General features: G+C 42.2%; 20 protein-coding genes. 5 read left to right on the forward strand and 15 right to left on the reverse strand.

Annotated features, from left to right (window positions below; translation table 11 throughout):
• Positions 1 to 65: 65 nt before the first annotated feature.
• The 6 genes from sufC to T515_RS00295 all read right to left on the reverse strand — a co-directional run bounded on the left by sufC (position 66) and on the right by T515_RS00295 (position 6,013).
• Positions 66 to 806 carry a Fe-S cluster assembly ATPase SufC gene (sufC, locus tag T515_RS00270; protein WP_036606320.1) on the reverse strand — a complete coding sequence of 247 codons (741 nt, stop codon included), beginning with the start codon at positions 804 to 806 and terminating at the stop codon, positions 66 to 68.
• Positions 807 to 1,166: 360 nt separating this feature from the next.
• Complete coding sequence (locus T515_RS00275) at positions 1,167 to 2,054, reverse strand: radical SAM protein (protein WP_036606322.1); 888 nt, start codon at positions 2,052 to 2,054, stop codon at positions 1,167 to 1,169.
• A gap of 120 nt (positions 2,055 to 2,174) precedes the next feature.
• Entirely contained in the window at positions 2,175 to 3,518 is a 1,344-nt protein-coding gene (locus T515_RS00280; protein ID WP_081832592.1) for an ATP-binding protein, read from the reverse strand.
• A gap of 391 nt (positions 3,519 to 3,909) precedes the next feature.
• The gene (locus T515_RS00285) at positions 3,910 to 4,650 is read right to left on the reverse strand and encodes a S1 RNA-binding domain-containing protein (protein WP_036606324.1); all 741 of its coding nucleotides are present in this window, start codon (positions 4,648 to 4,650) and stop codon (positions 3,910 to 3,912) included.
• A gap of 256 nt (positions 4,651 to 4,906) precedes the next feature.
• Positions 4,907 to 5,485, reverse strand: a complete 579-nt coding sequence (locus tag T515_RS00290; RefSeq protein ID WP_036606326.1) for a DUF3793 family protein — start codon at positions 5,483 to 5,485, stop codon at positions 4,907 to 4,909.
• Between the two features lie 96 nt (positions 5,486 to 5,581).
• The gene (locus T515_RS00295; RefSeq protein WP_036606327.1) at positions 5,582 to 6,013 is read right to left on the reverse strand and encodes a flavodoxin; all 432 of its coding nucleotides are present in this window, start codon (positions 6,011 to 6,013) and stop codon (positions 5,582 to 5,584) included.
• A 279-nt stretch (positions 6,014 to 6,292) separates the two neighbouring features.
• Between T515_RS00295 and T515_RS00300 the strand changes: the two genes are divergently transcribed.
• A complete protein-coding gene (locus T515_RS00300) occupies positions 6,293 to 6,778 on the forward strand; it encodes a peptidylprolyl isomerase (protein WP_036606328.1) in 486 nt (161 codons plus the stop codon).
• 261 nt (positions 6,779 to 7,039) lie between these two features.
• Here the strand turns inward: T515_RS00300 and ptsP are convergent, their stop codons facing one another.
• The 5 genes from ptsP to T515_RS00325 form a co-directional block, all read right to left on the reverse strand.
• Entirely contained in the window at positions 7,040 to 8,665 is a 1,626-nt protein-coding gene (gene ptsP / locus T515_RS00305) for a phosphoenolpyruvate--protein phosphotransferase (protein ID WP_036606329.1), read from the reverse strand.
• A gap of 141 nt (positions 8,666 to 8,806) precedes the next feature.
• The gene (locus T515_RS00310) at positions 8,807 to 9,064 is read right to left on the reverse strand and encodes an HPr family phosphocarrier protein (RefSeq protein WP_036606330.1); all 258 of its coding nucleotides are present in this window, start codon (positions 9,062 to 9,064) and stop codon (positions 8,807 to 8,809) included.
• Positions 9,065 to 9,238: 174 nt separating this feature from the next.
• Positions 9,239 to 11,107, reverse strand: a complete 1,869-nt coding sequence (locus T515_RS00315) for a PTS beta-glucoside transporter subunit IIBCA (protein WP_036606332.1) — start codon at positions 11,105 to 11,107, stop codon at positions 9,239 to 9,241.
• 136 nt (positions 11,108 to 11,243) lie between these two features.
• A complete protein-coding gene (locus tag T515_RS00320; RefSeq protein ID WP_036606333.1) occupies positions 11,244 to 12,068 on the reverse strand; it encodes a Cof-type HAD-IIB family hydrolase in 825 nt (274 codons plus the stop codon).
• A gap of 205 nt (positions 12,069 to 12,273) precedes the next feature.
• Positions 12,274 to 14,127, reverse strand: coding sequence for an alpha-amylase family protein (locus T515_RS00325; RefSeq protein WP_036606334.1), 1,854 nt, complete (start codon positions 14,125 to 14,127; stop codon positions 12,274 to 12,276).
• A 373-nt stretch (positions 14,128 to 14,500) separates the two neighbouring features.
• Between T515_RS00325 and T515_RS00330 the strand changes: the two genes are divergently transcribed.
• Entirely contained in the window at positions 14,501 to 15,379 is an 879-nt protein-coding gene (locus T515_RS00330; protein ID WP_036606335.1) for an ROK family protein, read from the forward strand.
• Positions 15,380 to 15,618: 239 nt separating this feature from the next.
• Here T515_RS00330 and T515_RS00335 read toward each other — a convergent pair whose 3' ends face one another.
• Positions 15,619 to 16,890 carry a chloride channel protein gene (locus tag T515_RS00335; RefSeq protein ID WP_242839290.1) on the reverse strand — a complete coding sequence of 424 codons (1,272 nt, stop codon included), beginning with the start codon at positions 16,888 to 16,890 and terminating at the stop codon, positions 15,619 to 15,621.
• A 158-nt stretch (positions 16,891 to 17,048) separates the two neighbouring features.
• Entirely contained in the window at positions 17,049 to 17,975 is a 927-nt protein-coding gene (locus tag T515_RS00340; protein WP_036606337.1) for a transporter, read from the reverse strand.
• A 141-nt stretch (positions 17,976 to 18,116) separates the two neighbouring features.
• Between T515_RS00340 and T515_RS00345 the strand changes: the two genes are divergently transcribed.
• Both T515_RS00345 and T515_RS00350 read left to right on the forward strand, forming a co-directional pair.
• Positions 18,117 to 19,013, forward strand: coding sequence for a TIGR01212 family radical SAM protein (locus T515_RS00345; protein ID WP_036606338.1), 897 nt, complete (start codon positions 18,117 to 18,119; stop codon positions 19,011 to 19,013).
• A 374-nt stretch (positions 19,014 to 19,387) separates the two neighbouring features.
• Complete coding sequence (locus T515_RS00350; RefSeq protein ID WP_051671274.1) at positions 19,388 to 20,704, forward strand: EAL domain-containing protein; 1,317 nt, start codon at positions 19,388 to 19,390, stop codon at positions 20,702 to 20,704.
• A 77-nt stretch (positions 20,705 to 20,781) separates the two neighbouring features.
• Here the strand turns inward: T515_RS00350 and T515_RS16195 are convergent, their stop codons facing one another.
• Positions 20,782 to 21,186, reverse strand: a complete 405-nt coding sequence (locus T515_RS16195) for a barstar family protein (RefSeq protein ID WP_051671275.1) — start codon at positions 21,184 to 21,186, stop codon at positions 20,782 to 20,784.
• Between the two features lie 58 nt (positions 21,187 to 21,244).
• Entirely contained in the window at positions 21,245 to 21,736 is a 492-nt protein-coding gene (locus T515_RS00360; RefSeq protein WP_036606616.1) for a ribonuclease domain-containing protein, read from the reverse strand.
• A 348-nt stretch (positions 21,737 to 22,084) separates the two neighbouring features.
• On the opposite strand from T515_RS00360, the gene T515_RS00365 reads away from it, so the two are divergent.
• The gene (locus tag T515_RS00365) at positions 22,085 to 23,206 is read left to right on the forward strand and encodes a hypothetical protein (RefSeq protein ID WP_051671276.1); all 1,122 of its coding nucleotides are present in this window, start codon (positions 22,085 to 22,087) and stop codon (positions 23,204 to 23,206) included.
• Positions 23,207 to 23,290 lie beyond the last annotated feature (84 nt).

Raw genomic sequence — 23,290 nt, forward strand, 5'->3', positions numbered from 1 at the left:
CTTTTTGTATCAATTACGAAAACCCATGCTTTGTTTCATCTATTCTGTAATTACCCGGGTCTTCGTCACTTCAAAAATTCTTCGAAGCCTTCCTTGTTGATCTTTTCAACAAGAGAAGCATCACCCTCTGCCTGCATATTTCCGTTCACAAGTACATGTGTGTGATCCACCTTGAGAGATTCAAGGATCCTTGTGGAGTGGGTAATGATAATGAGAGCTCCGTCCATGGATTTCTGGTATTCCTCCACACCCTTTGAAACAGTACGGACAGCATCTACATCAAGACCCGAATCGGTCTCGTCCAGGATAGCAAGGGATGGCTTAAGCATAAGGAGCTGAAGTATCTCTGCCTTTTTCTTCTCTCCGCCTGAGAAGCCTACATTGAGATCACGGTCTGCATAGGAAGGATCCATATTGAGTATCTCCATAGCTTTTCGCATTTCTTTTTTGAAATCCCAGAGACGGATATGCTGTCCTGTTCTCTGCTGAAGTGCAGATCGGATGAAGTTTCCGAGAGTGATACCAGGAACCTCAAGAGGATTCTGGAAAGAAAGGAACATACCGAGCTTTGCTCGCTTGTCAGCTGAATCAGCAGTGATGTCCTGACCGTTAAAGAATATGTTTCCTCCTGTTATTTCATACTGGGGATTACCCATGAGAGCATTGCCAAGGGTTGACTTTCCGGCTCCGTTTGGTCCCATAAGAACATGGGTCTCTCCTTTATTTACAGTAAGGCTGATTTTGTGAAGGATTTCCTTATCCTCTACATTCACAGCCAGATCTTTGACCTTAAGTAAATCTGCCATAATGATTCTCCCAAAATATATCCATTAAATTTAAAATGATTAATTGAAAAATGTCCTCCAGACATGATGATTATAATTCCTAGCAAACTACTATGCAATATAATCCCCACCATTTATATAGGATTTTGCAAAAAAATACAAGTGATTTAGTAGGAATTAAGAAACATAACTAAAGATATATATAAAAAAAGCCTCTGACCATTAACTTAATGGTCAAAGACTTTTAAATCATAAAATATAAAAATATGTGCTGCGCATTATTAGTAACAGTCAGAAAGGGCAGGTTCTACTGCTCCCATTCAGGATGCAGAGAAGTTCAGGCTGTATCCGCAGGCCTAAACAGTAAACCGGCTAATGGTTTCAGACTCCTTCTCCGTTCCACTCCGGTATAAAGCTTTCCTTTGCCACGCTTCCGTCCTGAATAAAGGCATTGGTAATTCCTCTTGTCATAGCGTGATCAAGAAGCCTTTCATATTCTCTGTGAGTTACCTTCCGGTTTATTTCGGGATATTTATCAAGCCTTTCGAAAGGCGTAAACTGATGCATGAGGCTAAGGTAAACATTGTCACCGTAGGTATCATAAACGTAGTCAACTACCTGTTTTGCGTTTTTAACCATTCCGGGCATAAGAAGATGACGTACGATGACACCCTTCTGCATGATTCCGTTTTCATCAAAGGAAGGCACGGGACACTGTCTTACCATTTCTTCGAGGCTTTCCTTCGCATGCTCCGGATAGTCCCCGGCTCCTGAATATCTGGCAGCTTTATCGCTGTCCATGTACTTGAAATCATCAAGGTAGATATCAGCAAGTCCATCAAGCTCTCTTATAAGATCACGGGTCTCATATCCTGAACAGTTAATCACGTAAGGAATCCGAAGACCCTTATCACGTCCCTTTATCATGGCTTCACGTATAAGAGGGATATAGTGATCCGGAGTTACCAGGTTAATGTTATTGGCACCCTTTTCCTCAAGCTCCAGGAAGATTTCCGACAGCCGGTCAACAGAAACCTTCTTTCCGTATTCTCCATGGCTCAGCTCATAGTTCTGGCAGAACACGCACTTAAGTGTGCAGCCTGAGAAAAAAACCGCGCCGGACCCTTTTGTTCCGGATATGCAGGGCTCCTCCCAGAAGTGGAGGGCGGCCCTTGCAACGTAAATGTCTGAAGAAACCCCACAGACCCCGTGCTTTCCTTTATTTCTTTCAGCCCCGCATTGTCTCGGACAGAGACGGCAGCTTTCCATAAGAGGATGTGATGAGTGAAGTAAGTCTTCTTTTACTGAAGATATATCTGCAGCGCCACTTGGGCTTTTGGTGTGATTTCTATGATTAATTAAATCGCTATGCATAACCTGTTTCGATAGTTAATTCTCTTTTTGGGGCTTCAGTTTACGGAAATTAGCATTTTTCCTGTTCTCTTCCGCATTCTTTCTTGCCTGCTCTGATTTCGGCATGGAATCAATTCTGGCCTTTTCCTTTTGGAGCTCCTGGGCTTTTCTCTTTTCGTCCTCCATACGGATCTCCTCTTCATTGAGGACTCCGATCTTCAGATTATTCTCATCCTCATACCACTCAAGGAAGCTGTGCTTTACATGCTGACGTTTGAATCCCAGGATCTTATTGAGACTCACGTTTTCCATGGCGCTGAAGATGTTTCTCTCAACATAAGGATTTGATTCCTTAAGCTTAGCTATGAGATGCTTCGTTTCAAGACGCTTAGAGCTTGTCTGTCCATCTGTGTGACAGGTTGAACATGTGGCTGTGAAATGGCAGGCACACTGAATGAAGTTAAGGCTGTTGTAGTCTCGCCAGTGCTGGATCTCTGCCTCATGAATAAGATAAAGAGGTCTTATAAGCTCCATTCCCGGAAAATTGGTGGAGTGAAGCTTCGGCATCATGGCTTCGTACTGACCGGCATAAAGCATTCCCATAAGTATAGTCTCGATGACATCATCGAAGTGATGACCGAGGGCGATCTTGTTGCAACCCAGCTTCTGTGCTTCCTTATAGAGATAACCTCTTCTCATTCTGGCACAGACATAGCACGGGGACTTGGGAATGTTGTAAACAGAGTCAAAGATATTGGTCTCAAAGATGGTAAGGGGAATGCCTAAAAGCTCTGCATTTCTCTCGATTATCTTTCGGTTGGCTTCATTGTATCCCGGATCCATGCAGAGGTATACAACCTCAAAGGGAAGTTTGTTATGACGCTTAAGCTCCTGAAAAAGCTTCGCCATAAGCATGGAATCCTTGCCTCCGGAAATGCAGACTGCAATCTTATCACCCTCTTCCACAAGATTGTAATCACAGATGGCTTTTACAAACATGCTGTAAATATTTCTCTTGAACTTCTTTCTAAGGGACTTTTCGATATCTTCCCGTCTCTTCTCCGAATCAAGGTCCTTCTGAATCTGACGGAGAACCCATTTTCCGTAACCGCCCTGAAGGCTGTAGGCTTCGTATCCCTGGTCTGCAAGCTGTTCCGCCGCCAAAAGCGAAAGCTCTCCGTACTTACAGTAAAGTACAAGCTTTTTATCCTTTGGGATAGTGTGTGTTTTTTCAGCTATATCGGAGAGCTCGACTCTTAGAGCATCCGGCATCTTGCCTGTAAGAAAATCCTGTTCTTCCCGGACATCGATGAGATAGTAGTCCTCTCTCTTCCAGCTTTCAAATTCATCTATAGTTATTTCTCTTCCTGTTGTCTCCATAAAATCCTCTTAATATATTTCAATCCGGCAAAAATAACTTCCTGCCGGATTCCGCGACAGCCTGCCATGGGCATTATATAAACACAGTGCCCGCCTGGCGGCTTTATAGCGTAAAAAGAATCGCCGTGCTGAAAACAGCAGCGACGATTCGATGTCGTGTTTTAGCTCACGCCATTATATGCGATGTGCCGGTATTCGGCAAGTTATAGATTCTTTTTCATTTCTTTTTCTGTTTGTTTAATAATCGAGTAGGGTAAATACGCCCTACTCGATTCCGCGTTGGCCGTCACATGTGCTTTTGTACAAGTACAACGCACGCGTGACAGCCTTATCGCGAAAAAAAGAACGTCTGATAAAATCAGACGTTCTGAAAATTTCATATTTTAGTTAATCAGGAAAAACTGATTCCGCTCTTTTTGAAGAGATCTCCGAGAGATGTGGTAGCTGCACCGGACTCTTTGTAGTTTGCACGGAAATCCTCACGTTCTTCCCTTTCCTTACGTTCCTTGCGCTCAGTCTCAAGAGACTTCATGGAAAGAGAAATCCTGCCATCTTTAACATCGATAACCTGTACCTTAACAGTTTCACCTTCCTTAAGTACTTCTGAAGGAGATTTAATACGCTTGTTTGAGATCTGGGAAACATGAAGAAGTCCTGTAACACCATCTCCTATATCTACGAAAGCACCGTAATCCTTTATGGAATCAACCTTACCTTCAGTTACGAGACCTACCTGAATCTTCTGAGTCTTTTCTTCCTTTGCTTTCTCCTGCTCTTCGCGAAGAACATCTCTTGCGGAAAGAACAAGCTTGTTGTTCTCAGGCTCAGCAGTAATGATGCGGACATTGAGTTTCTTTCCTACATAGTCCTTTAACTCTTCATCCTTTACAAAACCGAGAGAAAGCTTTGATGCAGGGATAAATGCTCTGAGTCCATCAATAGTGGCTGTTACACCGCTCTTTACAGCCTCTGCGACTTCAACTTCAATGGTGTTCTTATTCTCGAAATCATCAAGAACCTTTTCCCACTTGCTCATGTCTACACGCTTTGTTTTAGCATGCTCTTTGAAGGAAGCTTCAAGCTCGTCCTTGAAGTCATCCATTGATGGAATCTTTTCGTTTAATTCTGACATAATATCTGGTACCTCTTTTTTCATAATAGTCCCGGGCAAGGCCCTCATAGACTCTATGATACCATAAATCCTGTTATTTCAACACAAAAATGCTTAAAAAAGACGTTACGGAGAATGTATTTAAACTAAAAACAATTTTGACATTTTCCTATGGGGAATCCTTCGATATAGAACCCTCAAGAACTTTGGAGACCCGGAAAAAGGGCTGTTCTCCCGGAGAACAGTCCTTTCACATGAAATAGAGTGTAGTAAAATATCATGCTGCTACAGTCATCGACTCTATAGGAATCTTTCTGATTGCGGCATTTTCGTATATTCTGGCGCAGATTCTGAAGCGTCTGAAGGTATTAAGCGCCTGAGCCTTATTGCAGTAAACTTTCCAGAAACCACAGGTCAGACAGTCTCTTCCGTCATTACGTATGAATTCTTCCACATCCTCAACAGGAAAACCAAGAAACAGTCCTATTTCATGGGGGAAACAATCATAATCAGAAAGTCTTTTCATAAGAAAATCAACTCTTCCCTCCAGAATGATATCTTCGGTGGCTCCGCATTCGGGATAACCAAGGGATCTGAGTATCTCACATGCAGTTTCATTGCACAGATCATTTATTAACTGATTTTTCCGGTATACGTATAAAAGAGAATTGTTTTTTTTGCTTCGTATCCTTTTTATATATACACCCATAGGATTGAGCTTTGCGCTCAGTATCGCAATCTGAAATTCAAGAACAGATACAGGTATATCTGAAATATTGAAAATGGTTCCAGTCTTAAGGCCCGCCAGAGTCTGGGAACAGTTTCTTAAAAGCTTTTCACTAAGTTCTTCTGCCATTGGTTTATCCCGATTAAGTTATTTTTAGAGTCGTTATCCTGTATTATCCCGATTATCCTTCTTTACGGTCATTCCGGACAGGGGATAACTGTAAATTTATACAGATGCAAGCTTCTTTCCCAGCTCTTCGCAGGAAGCTTTTGCAGCATCATCAGGTGTTTCATTGGCGATGACGCCTTCACCGTCAACTACAGTGGCACCGGCTTTCTGCATGCGCTCTGTCCAGTTACGCATCCATTCACCGTCTCCCCAGCCGTATGAACCAAAGAGTCCGATGGTCTTTCCGCTTGCGAATTTTTCAACCTCTGATACAAAAGGCTCCATTTCGCTCTCTTCAAGCTCCTCAGCTCCCATAGCAGGACATCCAAGGGCAAATGCTGACGCATCTTTAAGTACATCTGCGGATACATCCGATACTGATATCACCTGAGCCTCCTTGCCGGCTCCCTCGATACCCTTACCTACAGCCTCTGCCATCTCCTGTGTGTTTCCTGACTGAGTCCAGTAAACTACGTAAACCTTATCCATAATCTTCCTCCATATTATCTAATATAGTTAGGTATCTCTAACTGATGTAATTATAAGTTAGCATCGTCTAACTGTCAATTAAAAAGTTAGTTGTGCCTAATCATATTTAATCAAGGATACTTTTACAGGGGAGTAATATTAATATCGGGGAATAACAAATACCGTTTACTCTGTCACAGAGGTATTGTTTTACTATTCAATAATTGGTAAAATGCAGAGACAGACAGCCGGTTTTTTGATTTTGCTAAGGGCCGGCACTAATCATGAAAGGAAAAGAATATGGCAAATCCAATAGTTACTATTACCATGGATGACGGTAAGGATATCAAGATTGAGCTTTATCCTGATATCGCTCCTATTACAGTTGAGAATTTTGTTAAGCTTGTAAAGGATGGTTTTTATGATGGTCTTACATTCCATCGTATCATTCCCGGCTTTATGATTCAGGGCGGCGATCCTGAAGGAAACGGAACCGGCGGACCGGGTTGGAATATCAAGGGAGAGTTCTCATCAAACGGTGTAAAGAATGATCTCAAGCATACCCGTGGAGTTATTTCTATGGCTCGTGCTATGGATCCTGATTCTGCAGGTTCCCAGTTCTTCATCATGCATGCAGATGCAAACTACCTTGACGGTCAGTATGCAGCATTCGGTAAGGTTATCGAAGGCATGGATGAGGTTGACCGCATTGCGGCAACACCTACAGGATGGCAGGATGCACCTGTTATTTCAGTGACTATGACAAAGGTTACAGTTGCAGAGTGATTATAGGACAAAACGGAGATGATCTATATTTGTAGTCATCTCCGTTTTTTTATGCGCGATACGGCCTTCAGGTGAATACTTGTATTCTTTTGAAGGCCAACGCGTCATCGAGTGGGGGGATGAAATCCTCCCTACTCGATACCTGAAATCCAGCAGGGTGCTTCATCCGGCTTGATTCTGTATAAAGAAAAGAGATGACTGATTTTTTGTCAGTCATCTCTTTTGCTTTTAATAAGTATTTAAGAAGCTTCTAACCTGGCTTTACTTTCTAAGATCTATTCCTCTGATCACTTTTCTGAGAGGAAGAATAGATACAGGATTTACAGAAAGCTCGTCAACACCGTAGCGAAGGAAGGTCTCTGTAAGTGTAAGGTCTGATCCAAGCTCACCGCAGATTCCAACCCATGCACCATGACGGTGTCCTGCCTCAATAGTCATCTTGATTTCCTTGAGAACTGCCGGATGATGAGTATCAAGGAACGGGTCAAGTGCTGCATTCTGCCTGTCTATAGCGAGGGTATACTGTGTGAGATCATTTGTTCCGATGGAAAGGAAATCACACTCTTCAGCCAACTCGTCTGCGATCATTACAGCAGCCGGAGTCTCTATCATGACACCTATGCTGTACTTTCCAATGGTGTATCCCTTCTCTTCAAGCTCTGCTGTACATTCCTGAATGAGTTCTTTACACTCGTGAAGCTCTCTTGAAGAAATGATCATAGGAAACATGATTCCCAGGTTGCCGTAAGCGGATGCCCTGAGAAGAGCCTTGAGCTGAGTCTTGAAGAAATCTCTTCTTGTAAGACAAAGTCTGATAGCTCTGCAGCCCATGGCCGGATTTTCTTCCTTGATGAGATTCATATAGTCAACCTGCTTGTCGGCACCGATATCACAGGTACGGATGATAACCTGCTTTGGAGCGAGGGACTCAACTGCCAGTCTGTAAGCATTGAACTGCTCTTCTTCTGTCGGATAGTCCTTGCTGTTGAGATATACGAACTCTGAACGGAAAAGTCCAACTCCGCCTGCGTCGTTCTGCTGAACGAGTCCTATATCTGAAGGACCGCCGATATTGGCATAAACCTTAATGGTCTTTCCGTCGATGGTTGTATTGCTCTGGCCCTTAAGTTCCTGAAGGAGAGCCTTCTGCTTCAGGTCGGAATCTCTCTTGTTGCGAAGGGAAATCATGAGATCCTCTGTAGGCTCGATATATGCGCATGCATTGTAACCATCAAGGATGGCGATTTTACCGTCCCATTTGCTTGCGACTTCACCGCACTGCACAAGTGCAGGGATACCCATGGATCTGGCAAGAATTGCTGTATGGCTGTTAAGAGAACCTTCTCTTGTGATGATTCCGAGGAGCTTTGACTTATCAAGACGTACAGTCTCAGATGGTGTAAGATCATTTGCTACAAGGATAGCAGGTTCGCTTCCCTGCATTGATTCAGGATCGATGCCGAAAAGGATATTGAGGACAGCCTGCTCTATATCATAGATGTCAGCTGAACGCTCCTTCATATAAGGATCATCCATCTCTGCAAAAACTCTTGCCTGATTGTTGAAAGCAGTCTTTACAGCGTATTCGGCATTGTGCTTCTGTGTCTGGATTATCTCCTTTGTGGCATCAATGAGGTCATCATCCTCAAGCATCATGGCATGAACCGAGAAAACCTCGGCACTGTCTTCACCGGCGTCGATAACAGCCTTCTCATAGAGAGCATTCTGCTGATCAATAGCCTTTTCTCTGGCCTCTTCAAAACGGGCAAGTTCAGTTTCTGTATCCTCTATAAGCTTTTCACTGATAACTACCTTTGGTGGAGTATATACTTTTATTTTTCCTATGGCGATTCCGTTAAGAACGCTCTTTCCTGTTGCAACCTGCATATTATCTCCTTAAAAAAAGACACCTCCCGGAAATACCGTCCGGTCATCCGAGAAGTGCCTGATTATTATGGTTTTAAGATGTTCATGATGATGTGAAATAGCAACACGCTGTCACATCCTAATCATCAATACAGTAGAGAATCAGAAATTCTCCTTAAGTGACTTCTCAAGCTCAGCTGCGCATGCCTCTTCATCATCGCCCTCGATCTGAACCTTGATGGTATCACCCTGCTTGATACCCATGCCCATAAGTGCAAGAAGCTTCTTCATGTCAACATTCTTGTCACCCTTAAAAATAGTTACCTTTGAGTTGTATGCCTTTAAGGCCTTTACAAGAACTCCTGCCGGACGTGCATGAATTCCGTTTGGATCATTGACTGTGTATTCGATTTCTCTCATAATATGTATCTCCTTTTTTTACTTTTGTTTATTATAGTATATGTTTACAAAAATAAACAAGGCTAAATTGATAAAAATCCGTCAATTATAAAAAAATAATGTGAAGCGCTTGATATTTTTGTCATCCTGCGCTTCACATCCGGAATAATACTGAAGAAAATCAGTCAGTATCTATTAAATTTTTACTTCATTATAATCATCGCTGTTTGTCAGAAGAACAACTACTATATCAGGATGATTTGCTGCTTTGATGGCACTTCTTGAGAATTTAAGTATAGGCTGACCTGCAGTAACCTTGTCACCCTCTTTTACAAGAGGCTCAAATCCCTCACCGTTCATGGCTACGGTGTCAACTCCTACATGAATAAGTACCTCCATGTCATTCGGACCTGTGATTCCAACAGCATGCTTTGATTCTGCAACTGAGGAAATTTCACCATCGTAAGGTGCATATACTGTTTCGTCTTGAGGCTCGATACCTACACCTTGTCCAAGTACACCTGTTGCAAATGTTTCATCCGGAATTTTATCCTGGGCTATTACGTTTCCTTTTACAGGTGCAAGTACTGTTCCGGCTTCACATGTTATAACCGGCTTCTGTTCGAAATCAGCTGAACCCTTGTCAGCACTTTCCTCTGCTTTCTTAGGTTCCTTTACCTCTTCCTTCCAGAATAACCATGTTCCTGCAAATGCTACACCGCCGGAAACCAGAAGAAGTACTGTATAAACCGGAATATTGTTGATGGTGAGGTATCCGGGAATACCTGTAACACCGTATGCTGTAGCACCGATTCCTGTTATGGCTCCGAAGATGGAACCTACAGCACCACCTACCATACCGGCAAGGAAAGGCTTATAGAAACGAAGGTTCACACCGAAGATTGCAGGCTCTGTGATTCCAAGTGAAGCTGAAAGAGCTGAAGGGATGGCGATTACCTTTGTCTTGTTGTTTTTTGCTTTGAGACCAACTGCAAGGCAGGCTCCGAACTGCGCAAAGTTTGCGGCAGAAGCGATAGGCATCCAGGTGTTAAGCATAAGTGCGGGATCTGAAAGCATACCTGCTTCGATAACATTGTACATATGATGGAGTCCCATAACAACGGTGATAGGATAGATGGCTCCCATTACCATGGCTCCTACAGGGTTCTTAACGAGAACTCTTGCGCCGCTGAGAACAAGTGTCTCAAGTCCTGAGAAAACAGGTCCGATCATGGTGAAAGTGATGAGAGCTGTGATAAGTACTGTACAAAGGGGAGTGATGAAAAGATCAAGCATCTCGGGAACATGCTTATGGAACCATTTCTCAACGTGACTCATCAACAGAACCGCTATAATTACCGGGATTACATGTCCCTGATAACCGAGCTGGTTTATCTGGAGAAGTGAATAGCCATCTGTTATCTTGATGTTTCCGAAAAGATACCATACACCGTAGCCGTCTGCTGCAGCCCAGCCGTTTGTGAGAGCTGAGTGAATCATAAGAAGACCGATAACGGCGCCGAGGAAAATGTTTCCGCCGAATACTCTGGCAGCTGAGATGGCAACGATAACAGGCAGGTATGCAAATGCTGTGTTAGCTACCATGTCGAGGAAGGAATACCAGTCTGTTCCTGCGAAATTGAGTCCCGGAATTTTACCGAGTGCCTCTACGAGACCCATCATAAGACCTGATGCCACGATTGCGGGAAGGATAGGTACAAATACATCTCCGATAGGCTTAAGTAGCTGTTTCCAGAGAGGCTGCTTTGCGGCTGCAGCTGCCTTGACATCATCCTTGGTTGCAGCTGTCATGCCGGTGATGCTGAGGAATTCATCGTAAACTTTGTTTACGGTTCCGGTTCCGATGATCAGCTGAAGCTGACCGTTAGATTCAAACATGCCCTTTACGCCTTCAACAGTGTCAAGGTAATCCTTATCTACCTTGCTGTTATCTTTGATGACAAGTCTGAGTCTTGTTGCACAGTGCGCTGCCTGAGCGACATTATCGCGACCGCCTATATGGTCAACGATTTCCTGCGCACATTTTCTGTAATCAAGTGCCATTTTTCTACCTCGCTAAAAGTGATTTATTTACATCCGCTGTCTCCCACAACGGAAATGCACATTCTGCTGCCGGGCCATATATCATATTGATAAATCAGTCCTGCAATCAAAATCAGATTGTTATAGTGAACATATCTCAGATAAGTTCCAAATCTGCAAATGCTTTTGCCAGTCCGTCCTCTGTTACCGAAGGACATACAATATCCGAAAGCTCTTTGAGTTTATCTGATCCGTTGGCCATACATACGGATACACCCACAGCTTCTATCATTTCAAGATCGTTCATGCTGTCTCCGAAGCCTATAGTATCCTCCATAGGGATACCAAGATGTTCTGCAATGAGCTTTACACCTCTTCCTTTATCGAATTTTCTGTTAATGAGTTCGCCGTTTACGCAGCCGTGAGCAGGTACGTCCTGAATGACAAAATTGAAATCCTTCTCAAGAAGAGATCTGCACTCATCAATCTGAGAAGACTCCCTTGCCATGATGACCACCTTATAAACAGGCTGTCCGTCGTACATATTCATGGGCTTTATTCCCAGATTTTCGCTAAGGGCTTTTCTCCAGCGCTCTATCTCGGAGTTTCCGCCTTCTGTAGTGTCCAGAAAATCCTTCAGATTTGAATCTCCGAAGGAACCGTCTTTTCCTTCAATGGTACAGAAAACACCGTTTTTGTGAAGGGAATTCAGAGCTGTATCCAGCTGCTCCTTGCTCATGGGACAGTCGTAAAGTACCTCATCTCCACAGGTGACATAGCCTCCTGAGCAGCCTACCAGGCCGTCAAAACCGTATTTGAGCACCGGCTTAAGCATGTCGTAGTTTCTTCCTGTGCAAAGGAATACCTTATGTCCCTTTTTCTGAGCTTTCTTAATGACATCAACAGCACTGTCCGGAGGAGTATTTGTTCCGGCCGGTGTCAATGTACCGTCGATATCAACAAAAATAAGTTTTGTTTTCATAAATAGACCATCTTTCTAAACACTAATAAATATTATCTCCGTAAAAGAGTTTCTGAAATAATGATAGTGCTTTTTAGAATATGCCAAGCGGTTGACACACAACTAATATTACCAAACTCTGATAATAATTTCACTAATAAATTCAATTTTTTTTGAAAAATTATACTCTGACGATTGATTATTGTATGCAAAATGCTGTCAATTATCACTTATAGCTCGTTAAGAGCCATGCAAAGTCTCTTGCAGGAATACCTACGGCGCATGCAGGACGGGATTTATTTGTAAGCATGTCCTTATAGTTTTCCACTTCATCTATCCATGCTGTCTCGTCATGATCCGAGAAATTGAAAAGTGCAATAAGCTTCTCTCCGCGATGATATCTGCCTATTCCGAGAATGTGATCATTATAGGTTTCAACTATCCAGCAGTCTGCCTCCGAATCAAAAACATCATGGGCTGCACGAAGTTTTTCAAGCTTACGGATGGCTTTATAAAGTCTTCCCTGACGGGAGGTTTTGGAACGGCGTTTTCCTGCTTCATCCCATTTGAATTTTCCTCTGTGGAGATATCGTGAATCATCCCATTTATCAGGTTCGCTGTGGTAGCTGTAGTCATTCAGCTGACCTATCTCATCACCGGAATAAATGATGGGAATACCGCTCTGAGTGAGGAGAAATGCATGAAGCATAACATCAAGCCTTATAGCCATATCCAGCTTCCAGGGGTTATTTTCATATTCAGCTGCTTCTATGCCGCACAGAGATGCAGTAGTACCGCAAAGTCTTGCGTCACCGAGGCGGGGATCATCGTTATAAAGCTCTCCTCTTGAATCAGATTCATAATACTTTCCGCTTAGGTAATCATTGAGGAATTTCTTATGCTCCACCTCTTTGACACCGAACTGTTTCAGATAGTTGTAATCCAGTCCCCATCCTATATCATCATGGCATCTGAGATAATTCAGAAAAACGTACTGTTTTGGAAGAGCGAATACCTGTCCCAATTGATGCTTCATAAGTCTCACATCCTGAGTTGCCACAGTATGCCATGTGCTTGCCATGGTGGTTACATTGTAAAGCATATGACATTCAGGCTTATCTAACGTTCCGAAATATGGAACCACTTTGCTTGGTTCCATAACCACTTCGCCAAGGAGCAGGGTTCCGGGACAGACGATTTCCGTGGCCATACGCATTATACGGACAAGGGTATGGACCTGGGGGAGATTTCTGCAGGTTGTTCCGAGAGCCTTCCAGATATATGGAGTAGCATCGAGTCTTACTATATCTATGCCATGATTGCACAGATTCAGCATGTTTGCGGTCATGTCATTGAACACAGTGGGATTTCCATAGTTCAGATCCCACTGGTAAGGGTAGAAAGTAGTCATGACTACCTTATGGGCTTCATCACACCAGCTGAAATTTCCCGGAGCTGTTGTGGGGAAGACCTGGGGCACGGTTTTCTCAAATTCATTTGGAATGTACCAGCTATCGTAGAAGAAATAGCGGTCCTGATACTCCTTCTCTCCTGCTCTTGCACGACGGGCCCATTCATGATCCTCCGAGGTGTGGTTCATGACAAAGTCCATGCAGACACTCATTCCGTTTCTGTGGCACTCCTCTGCAAGATCTTTCAGGTCCTCCATGGTACCGAGATCAGGATCCACCTTTCTGAAATCCGAAACAGCATAACCTCCGTCTGAACGTCCCTTCGGGCTTTCAAGCAGCGGCATGAGGTGTATATAGTTGGAACCGGTTTCCTTCAGATAAGCTATTTTGTCTTTCACTCCCTTAAGAGTTTTGTTGAAGCAGTTGACATACATCTGCATGCCCAGCATCTCATTTCCGTGATACCAGTCGGGCACCATTTCCCTTGCGTCATCCCACTCTCTGAGTTCGGGGTCACGCTCTTCATAATATTGATGGAGCATGCACAAAAAATAATCAAATGCCTGATTATCATTGTTATACAGCTCACTGTAAAGCCACTTGAGTTCATCGAAGTGGGCGTCAAGTCTTGCTCTGAATATTTTGTCTGTTTTTATATCTTTGAACATATCTCTGAAGGTCCTTCTCCTTTTATTTTTTGTGTGCATATTTCAATGCAAACAGAGCATTATGAATAAAAAATATCAATGCTCTTCCTTTGATTATAAAAAAATATTTCCACACCATCAATCCAAGTAAGTATTATTTCTAACGAAAAATAATATAAATTTTTAGAAATAATGTCAGTAAAGTGGTTTACGATGGGGCATAAAAATCAATTCCTTCTTTTTCCGTACAATAGAGCATTTTTGATATTTTTATATACAAAAGTAATTTATAAAATTTCTACCGGATTGATTTTTTATTTTTACTCTTTTAAAATCGAATCAGACGAAAAACACAGATGTTTTCGTAAGATTAAATAAAAGAGAGGTAAGGTTTATGTTGTATGGTGCATTGGAGGCAGGCGGTACAAAGATGGTTTGTGCTGTCGGAGATGAAAACGGAAAGATTCTTGAACAGATTTCTATTCCTACTGTTTCACCTGAGGAAACTATTCCCAGGATCATAGAGTGGTTTAAAGATAAAAAAATCGAAGCTCTCGGAATTGCCGCATTCGGTCCCATCGATCTTAATCGTGGATCAGAGACCTACGGAAGCTTCACCACAACTCCAAAGCTTAAATGGGCCAACTACAATATAGTTAAAGCCATGAAGGAAGCATTGGGAGTTCCCGTTGGATTTGACACAGATGTCAATGGCTCATTGCTTGGTGAAATCACCTACGGACAGGCTAAAGGACTGACAGATGCGGTATATATCACTATCGGTACCGGTATAGGCGGAGGAATCATGTCTAACGGAAAGCTGGTACACGGTATGCTTCATCCGGAACTTGGTCACATGAAGATGGTTCCATATAGCGGAGACACATATAAGGGACACTGTCCTTTCCACGGTACCTGCCTTGAGGGGCTTGCTGCCGGTCCTGCTATAGAAGAACGCTTTGGCAAGAAGGCCATAGAGCTTAAGGATGACATGAATGTCTGGGATATGGAGGCATATTATATAGCACAGGCTCTTGTTAATATCATCCTTGTTATGAGTCCTCAGATGATCATTCTTGGGGGAGGGGTAATGCATCAGACACAGCTCTTCCCTCTCATCAGAAAGAAAACTGCAGAAATGCTTAACGGATATATCAAAACATCTGAAATTGCGGATATGGATCACTATATCGTTCCTGCATCTTTGAATGATGATCAGGGAATCATGGGCTGCATCAAGCTTGCCATAGATGAAAAAGCACTGGAAGCATAGTTATTGATAAAGTTCCATAAGTTTTATCCCGGGGATGTCTTTACAAAACGGGGGAACTCCGGAGATGGAAGCATTCTTATATCGACTTTTGAAATTTGTAAAAAAACAGTAGTATGTCGTTTCCGGCATACTACTGTTTTTTTTTATAAGGTATTTAAGAATATCATGTGTACATGGATATGCTTAAATGCCAACACGAAATCGGGAAGGAATTTTTACTGCCAGATTATCTTAACGATTCAATGAGCGTTTTTATCAATTACCTCTGGCTCATACTTGTTGAACCTGATTTTCTGTGAACCATAGAGACTGTAATTTCCCGAGAACAGATACGTTACCGCAACTCCCAGAAGTACATAAGAAGACATTTCAAATCCAAAAAGCTCAAAGCCTATAAGAATGGATGCCATAGGGCAGTTGGTTACTCCGCAGAATACAAACACAGCTCCTAAAGCAGCTCCCATCACAGGTGAAATATTGCATATTCCTGCAACGGCATGACCGAAGGTGGCTCCTATAAACAAAGAAGGAACTATCTCACCGCCCTGGAAACCGCCGGAAAGAGTAACCGCTGTGAATACGATCTTCAAAAGAAATGCATAAGGCACAATTTGAAATCCGGGATCTTTTATACATGAGGCTATTATATCCGATCCTGCTCCGTTGTAGGTTTGAGAACCTACCATAAGAGTTAAACCTATGACTACAGCTCCGCAGATTACCGCTCTAAGATATGAATTTTTTACAGCAGTCTTTGCAAGTTTTTTTGTTTCATGAAGGGCGGAACAAAAGAGAATGGCCACAAGAGAGCAAAGCACAGCAAAGAGTATGGTGCTTAAACAGGATTTTAATGTAAATTCTGTAACTCCCGAAAGGGTCATAACTGCTTCTGCCCCGGGATTTATCTTTTCGGCAACGAAGTGGGCCGTAAGAGCTGCTATAGCGCATGGTGCCAGTGCGGAGTAGTACATGATTCCCACAGTACTCACCTCTATGGGCATAATGGTTGCCGCCAGAGGGGTTCCGAAAAGTGCGGAGAATGAAGCACTCATTCCGCACATAATGGTGCGTCGGCGGTCGTTTTCGGAGAATCTGAGAATTCGTCCAAGAGCATTTCCGAGAGAACCTCCAACCTGAAGGGCCGCTCCCTCACGGCCTGCAGAACCACCGAAAAGATGGGTAACTACTGTGGAAACTATGATAAGAGGTGTCATACGAAGAGGAACTCTCTGCCCGTTATGAATAGCCTCCAGTACCAGGTTGGTTCCTTTTGGTGTCCGTGCTCCAAGTAATGTATAAAAATAAACTATAAAGACACCGGCCAAGGGCAGTAAAAAGAGAATGAAGGGATGGGAGGCACGAAAAGCTGCAGCCATGGTTATGGCCTTTGCAAAATATGAAGATACGGTTCCCACTATAACTCCGGATACTACCCCAAAGAACATCCATTTAAACATTACCGGGATATTTCGCAATGTATTTTTTATAAAACTGCTTTGATTTGATGACATGAAACATGTACCTCGATGTTTTAATATAGATATAATGATCCAGCACAATGGTGCATACATAGAGCATCATCAGTGTGTAATAATTCCGGAGCCGCAGAAGTTTGCGGCTCCTCTTATTTTCGATCATCTTACGAGTCAGGATTTAAGTTTCGGATTTTTCAGCTTGTACGCTGTGAAATACCCTTGATGCTCTTGATAGCCCAATCCTCATTCACAATTGTTACCACAGAACCGCAGTAAGGACACTTTGCTGTCTGGTTAATGTCTAGCGGTGCACCGCAGTGAGGACATACTACAGAACTGAGTCCCTTTTCTGTATGAGTCTTAACTCCGCTCTTTCTGCAAAGATCATACTCGTAAGTCATGAACTTCTCCCTGGTCTTGCTGCCGGATACAAGTGCGCCTGTTCTGTCATCGAGAGTATAGTCGATTATACGTGTTTTAAGTATAGCCACGATATGATCCATATCATTCTCCTGATAGAAGCTTACCGGTTCTGAGCTTAGAACTGCTATCCTCTCAATGTAGTTTGTCTGATTATGATTCTTCATGGCAGTGAGCTGACGATCCATCTGTCCATAGAAATCATCTGTGAGATAAGGACGTATAGGCTCAAGATTCTTGTCCTGCCATGCATTCTGAAGCTTGACATAGACATTGGACAGCTTGGCTGCAAGCTCTGCGGAATCAAATCCCGGATCGATACTTGTATACTCGGAAATAGGTCTGCCTTTGCTGCGTGCGGTTGTGCTGACAGGCTGACTTGTACGGGCATCTGTCATACGCTTCGTATCTCCGCGTTTAATGATGAAAACAAAGATCAGGATAAATACGATAAGAGGAACCAGTATATCCCAGAAGAAATCATCACTTGAACTGCTGCCGGAACTGCCGTAGTAATTGTAACTGCTGTAGCTGCTGTCACTGCTGCTCCAACCGGAATCACTGCTGCTCCAGCTGTCTGAACCGTAGTCCGAGTCTCCGGAGTAACTTCCGAAATCGGCAAATCCCTTTAAAGAAAATGCTGAAATGATGAAACACAGGACTAAAATCATCAATAGTTTAAATCTGAATTTCTTTTTCATACTTAAAACTCCTATGTGGATTTGTGTGACATAAGTGTCGTGCTGCAAAAGTATGAATATTTATTTTGTCAACTTTGGACACACATATCTTTATCTATTCTATCAATTTTATTTTTAACATGAAATGCTATAATCATTTTCATGTATTATTTATCTCTATCAGAATATTTAAAAAGAATTTACGGACAAAAAGTGTATAAAATCTCACTGCAGTCAGGATGTTCCTGTCCAAACAGAGACGGTACCATTTCGAGAGGAGGCTGTACCTTCTGCTCGGAAGGAGGTTCCGGAGATTTTGCAGCAGCTCTTTTGCCGGTTGATGAGCAGATTGAGCTGGGAATAAAAATGGTTGAATCCAAGCTCCCGAAGAATTCCGGACATAAATTTATAGCCTACTTTCAGTCCTATACCAATACCTACGGCGATACACAGAGGCTTATAAGTTTATTTGAGGATGCTCTTAAGGATGAAAGAATCCTTGTGCTTTCCATAGGCACCAGACCTGACTGTATAAGTGATGATATGATTTCAGAACTTAGAAAACTGCAGGACAAATACGATAAAAAAATCTGGATTGAACTTGGGCTACAGTCTGTTCACGATGAAACCGCAAGACGAATCAACAGAGGCTATACGCTGAAAGTATTTGATGATGCATACAGACGCCTTAAGGATGCAGGTCTTTCCGTTATAGTTCATGTCATAATCGGATTTCCATGGGAGGAGGAAGAGGACATACTTGCCACTGTCAGGTATCTTTCTGAACTGACCCCTGTACTCGACGGAATAAAGCTTCAGCTTTTACATGTCTTAAAAGGCACTAAACTTGGAGAGGAGTATGAAAAGGAGCACTTTCATGTTCTCAGTCTTCCGGAGTACTGCTCCATTCTTGTCAAATGCCTGAAACTTTTGCCCGCTGAAACTGTTGTACATCGCATTACCGGAGACGGACCGAAAAAAATACTTATAGCCCCATTATGGTCAGGTGATAAAAAGCGGGTTCTGAATACCATAAACAAAGTTGTCCGGGAATCATGATATGCAGAAAGAAAAATCCATACAGGAATTTGAATTTGTCAAGTGTTATTTCCGATGAAACCCCTTTCTGAAAACCCTTTCATTAAAAATTTAATAAATAGTCATTATAACGTATATCTATAGCGCAAGCGCCTGATATACATATATTTTTTCAATTATAGAAGTCGGTTGCCTGACCAACTACATTTCCTTTAAAATAAGGCTGGTATCTTAACCAACGTGTTTCTCATTAGAAATAGATATTACGGGGAATATCTATTTCTAATATGAGCGTGTTTCAGGGATGTAACAGCTTAAAACATTTTGTTATGAGATACGGCATCTGGGTTTAAAAATGAGGGTATGACCTGATGCATTAGGGGAAGGATGTTTGTATGGATAAGAGTAAATTGAATAGTTTTATGTACGTGGAGAGGATCAGACATGTTCTGTGTACAAATCCTGATAAGCGTTATCTTTTGGTGCGCTCAAATGTCAGGGATTTTAAGCTTCTGAATCAGCTGTTCGGATTTCAAAAGGGAAATGAGATCCTGCGATGTATGAAAAAGCTTATTATAGAACACGGCAGATATTTCGAAGTATATGATCAGCTTCACGTCGATCAGTTTGTTTTTCTGATTGAAAAAGAAAAATTTGAAGTGAGACTTTTCAGGAGTATTGCCGAAGCGTGTTCTGAGCTTATCGACAGTGCAGCATTTCGTATGCATTTTCAGCTGGGAATTTATGAGATAACAGATCCTGAGATGGAGGTTCTGTCCATGTGCGACAGAGCCAAACTTGCTATAAAATCAATAAAGATTGATGAGCCTTTTTCTGTGGCCTGGTACAACGAATCCATCATGGAGGAACGACTGTACAGCAAAAAGATCATAAGTGAATTTGACAGTGCACTTAAGGAGGAGCGTTTCCTCATGTATCTTCAGCCCCAGGCCAATACAAAGGGCGAGATAATAAGTGCTGAAGCGCTGTCAAGATGGCTGCTTGAAGACGGAACCGTACTGAGTCCGTCTCAGTTTATTAAAATCCTTGAGGATTCCGAGCTTATCTGGAAGCTGGATCTCTATATGTGGGATAAGGCAGCAAAGCTTCTGAGTGAATGGAAGGATGATCCTGAAAAAAAGAATCTGAGTCTTTCTGTCAATATCTCTCCGAAAGATCTTTATTATCTTGATATCGCTGATAATTTGATAAGACTGGTTGAAAAGTATGATATTCAGCCGGGCAAGATGAATGTGGAGATAACCGAGTGCAGTTTTGTAAACAGCCCGGAGCTGTATATAGATCTCATTTCAAAGCTTCATAAAGCAGGATTTTCTATTGAGATAGACGATTTTGGAAGTGGCTACTCTTCTCTTACTCTTCTTAAGAATATTCATGCTGACGTGCTGAAACTGGATATGGGATTTTTGCAGGACACAGAAGATCTCATCAGATCTGAGATCATCATAGATTCTGTTATCGAGATGGCGAAACGTCTGGACATGCAGGTTATATCAGAGGGAGTGGAAACACAGGAACAGGCTGCATTTCTCAGAATAAACGGTTGTGACTTTTTCCAGGGCTTTTATTTTTCAAGACCTGTTCCGTCGGACAAGTTCGATACTGTTCTTAAAGCATATAATCTGGAAAGAACCAACAGTAAGAGCGTCAGACCTAAATCTCTGAGGGATTTAGTACTGGAAGCTGTATGAGTATGATCACTCACCATATTTAAGGCATAATTTAGGAGAACCGCATAAACGGTTCTCCTTTTGAATACCTGTTACGTCTATTCATTTACATCCATTTTATCGTAGCCATCACTGTCACTGTAATTGTCATCGGGATCTGAATAATCGTCTCCGCTGCCGTCATATTCGGATTCTTCCCCATTATCATAATCATCCTCTTCTTCGGTTTCATCATCTGATGAAAAATGTACGGAAAAATCCTGCAATTCCACCATAAGATCTTTCAGAGTATGTTTGAACTTTTTGAAATACTGGGGATCTTTTTCAGCAAATTCTTCAAAGTTCTTTACAATCAAAGTACAATCGTCTATAACCTCGCTCAGATCATCATAGAGAGCATCAAGATTTCTTCCAAAGTAATTCGGAACAGGAAGCTGATCTTCGATTGCATCATATAATTCGTCACGATCTGTTACATCTGAAAGGTCAAGAAAATATTTCATACGTTCCTCCGATATTTCCGGCATCCCTGCCACAAAAATGATAAAAGCTTTAATTTAACTATGATGAGTTGCCATACAAAAGTTCATAGCTTGCATAGTGATCTTCTGTATAGTAGATAAGTCCGTCGTTTGAGTAGATGATACGCTTTTCTCCTCTTTCATTTTCATGAAGAGTATCAATGTCACATTCGTAGTATTTGCGTTTCCTTTTTGATGGCAGCAGACCTTCACGGTTTGAGAAGCCGTCTCCCCCTATACATTTTCCATAAGCCACATCATCAAGACCTCCGCCCTGCCATCCCAGCTTCCTGGCTTCCCTCTTTGTTATAAAATTTGAAGGAAGGTGACCGTAGGTATGAATGTATAGAGCAACCTCATCTCTTGAGGAATATACTCCATCCTCTGTTACGGTGCCGGAATATGGCTCTTTTTCAGCGGCAGTTACAGTGATGTCCGGAGATTGGGTTACAGTATATCCGGATAATGGCACCAGGAAAAGCATAGAGAAAAGGATCATCATAATCCCGGTTATTCTTCTTTTAAAGTTCATAATTTTTTTCTTTTTGTCTTTTTTTGTAAAGTATATTTCAACGAATCTTTCCACATAACCCTTCAAAATGGATTATGATGTATTTACATGAATTATTACCGACAATATTCTGAAAAAGATTATACTTAAGTGCTCAGAAACTTGTCTATTTTATTTCGTAAGGAAGAAGTCAATAAAAGTGTCATGGTTTTTCAGTTTCAGTTCAGCGAGGGTTGATATCATTGCTGCATAAAGAAAATGATCCTGAATTTGGATTGAGATTTTGAAGATGCCGGATACATGTAAGGCTTTAATAAGGTAAAAGCTTTTTATTTTATGTATCACGTCTGATTATATGAGGAGGTTTACATGTTTAGTTTAAAGAAATTTGCAACGGTATTGGCATCGGCTTCATTGATAGCCGTAATGGCTATACCATCCTATGCAGCAGATACGAGAACAGCTATTTCATCTGTGAAAATCAAAGTAGTCACAGACCTGTCCATAGGTTCTACATCAAGTGACGTTGAGGTTACCACAAATTCATCTCTTTACGACGTTCACAGTGCAACTATCACAAACGTACCCAGTGATGGCTGGGATGCTGACGATAACCCAAAGGTTCAGATCAAACTGGCACTTGAGGATGACGATGAATACAAGTGGGACATCACAAAATCAACAGTAACCGTAACAGGTGATGCCGGTACGGTAACTTCCGTTTCAGGAGGAAGCGGACATGGCTATCTCACTATAGTTTATACTCTTGATGATCTCGATGAGGTCTATACAGACTGGTCAAGTTCACTGGATCTCAGTATTGACGATGCCGACTGGCAGACTGCTTACGGAATAGCAGACTGGAGTGCAGCCGAAAGCGCAAAAAAATATGAAGTAAAACTTTACAGGGGAAGTACACTTCTTACTACCGTTACAACAACCAACAGCTACTACAGCTTTGCAAATTACTTCACACAGGCCGGTACATATACATATAAGGTTCGTGCTATTTATACAAGCTCATATAAGGGCTCCTGGGAGGAATCCGATGATCTTTATGTAACCGAATCCGCTGCTGCTTCCATCAAGGCAACATACAATTCCAGTGTCAACTCAACTACAAGTTCTTCATCCAGCTCTTATGTTTCAGGACTTACCGGAAGCACAGTCTACAGCGGCACTACCTATGCCAATTCAACAGTAGATTCAACAGGTGGACAGTGGATTCTTGATCAGTATGGCTGGTGGTACAGAAATGCCGACGGTTCATGGACATCCAACGGCTGGCAGCTTATAAACGGAAAATACTATTTCTTCAATACAAGCGGCTATATGAAGACCGGCTGGATCTACTGGAATAATCAGTATTACTACTGCGGCGCAGACGGTGCCATGCTTACAAATACAATAACCCCTGACGGTTACTATGTAAACTCTGCAGGTGTATGGGTCTCAAACTATAATCCTTATGCCCTGACTTACAGCTCATGAAAATGATAAACCTGAATGATGCCCGGAAGGATGCTTTAGTATAGGGCGCCATGGATTTGTCCCATACAGACTTTTGAAACAAAA

The sequence above is a fragment of the Oribacterium sp. P6A1 genome (assembly GCF_000702885.1).
Taxonomy (GTDB): domain Bacteria; phylum Bacillota; class Clostridia; order Lachnospirales; family Lachnospiraceae; genus Oribacterium.

Coding starts and splice junctions, on each gene's coding strand:
- sufC (WP_036606320.1), bottom strand. CDS start 806: ATGGCAGATTTACTTAAGGTCAAAGATCTGGCTGTGAATGTAGAGGAT.
- T515_RS00275 (WP_036606322.1), bottom strand. CDS start 2,054: ATGGAAAGCTGCCGTCTCTGTCCGAGACAATGCGGGGCTGAAAGAAAT.
- T515_RS00280 (WP_081832592.1), bottom strand. CDS start 3,518: ATGGAGACAACAGGAAGAGAAATAACTATAGATGAATTTGAAAGCTGG.
- T515_RS00285 (WP_036606324.1), bottom strand. CDS start 4,650: ATGTCAGAATTAAACGAAAAGATTCCATCAATGGATGACTTCAAGGAC.
- T515_RS00290 (WP_036606326.1), bottom strand. CDS start 5,485: ATGGCAGAAGAACTTAGTGAAAAGCTTTTAAGAAACTGTTCCCAGACT.
- T515_RS00295 (WP_036606327.1), bottom strand. CDS start 6,013: ATGGATAAGGTTTACGTAGTTTACTGGACTCAGTCAGGAAACACACAG.
- T515_RS00300 (WP_036606328.1), top strand. CDS start 6,293: ATGGCAAATCCAATAGTTACTATTACCATGGATGACGGTAAGGATATC.
- ptsP (WP_036606329.1), bottom strand. CDS start 8,665: ATGCAGGTTGCAACAGGAAAGAGCGTTCTTAACGGAATCGCCATAGGA.
- T515_RS00310 (WP_036606330.1), bottom strand. CDS start 9,064: ATGAGAGAAATCGAATACACAGTCAATGATCCAAACGGAATTCATGCA.
- T515_RS00315 (WP_036606332.1), bottom strand. CDS start 11,107: ATGGCACTTGATTACAGAAAATGTGCGCAGGAAATCGTTGACCATATA.
- T515_RS00320 (WP_036606333.1), bottom strand. CDS start 12,068: ATGAAAACAAAACTTATTTTTGTTGATATCGACGGTACATTGACACCG.
- T515_RS00325 (WP_036606334.1), bottom strand. CDS start 14,127: ATGTTCAAAGATATAAAAACAGACAAAATATTCAGAGCAAGACTTGAC.
- T515_RS00330 (WP_036606335.1), top strand. CDS start 14,501: ATGTTGTATGGTGCATTGGAGGCAGGCGGTACAAAGATGGTTTGTGCT.
- T515_RS00335 (WP_242839290.1), bottom strand. CDS start 16,890: ATGTCATCAAATCAAAGCAGTTTTATAAAAAATACATTGCGAAATATC.
- T515_RS00340 (WP_036606337.1), bottom strand. CDS start 17,975: ATGAAAAAGAAATTCAGATTTAAACTATTGATGATTTTAGTCCTGTGT.
- T515_RS00345 (WP_036606338.1), top strand. CDS start 18,117: ATGTATTATTTATCTCTATCAGAATATTTAAAAAGAATTTACGGACAA.
- T515_RS00350 (WP_051671274.1), top strand. CDS start 19,388: ATGGATAAGAGTAAATTGAATAGTTTTATGTACGTGGAGAGGATCAGA.
- T515_RS16195 (WP_051671275.1), bottom strand. CDS start 21,186: ATGAAATATTTTCTTGACCTTTCAGATGTAACAGATCGTGACGAATTA.
- T515_RS00360 (WP_036606616.1), bottom strand. CDS start 21,736: ATGAACTTTAAAAGAAGAATAACCGGGATTATGATGATCCTTTTCTCT.
- T515_RS00365 (WP_051671276.1), top strand. CDS start 22,085: ATGTTTAGTTTAAAGAAATTTGCAACGGTATTGGCATCGGCTTCATTG.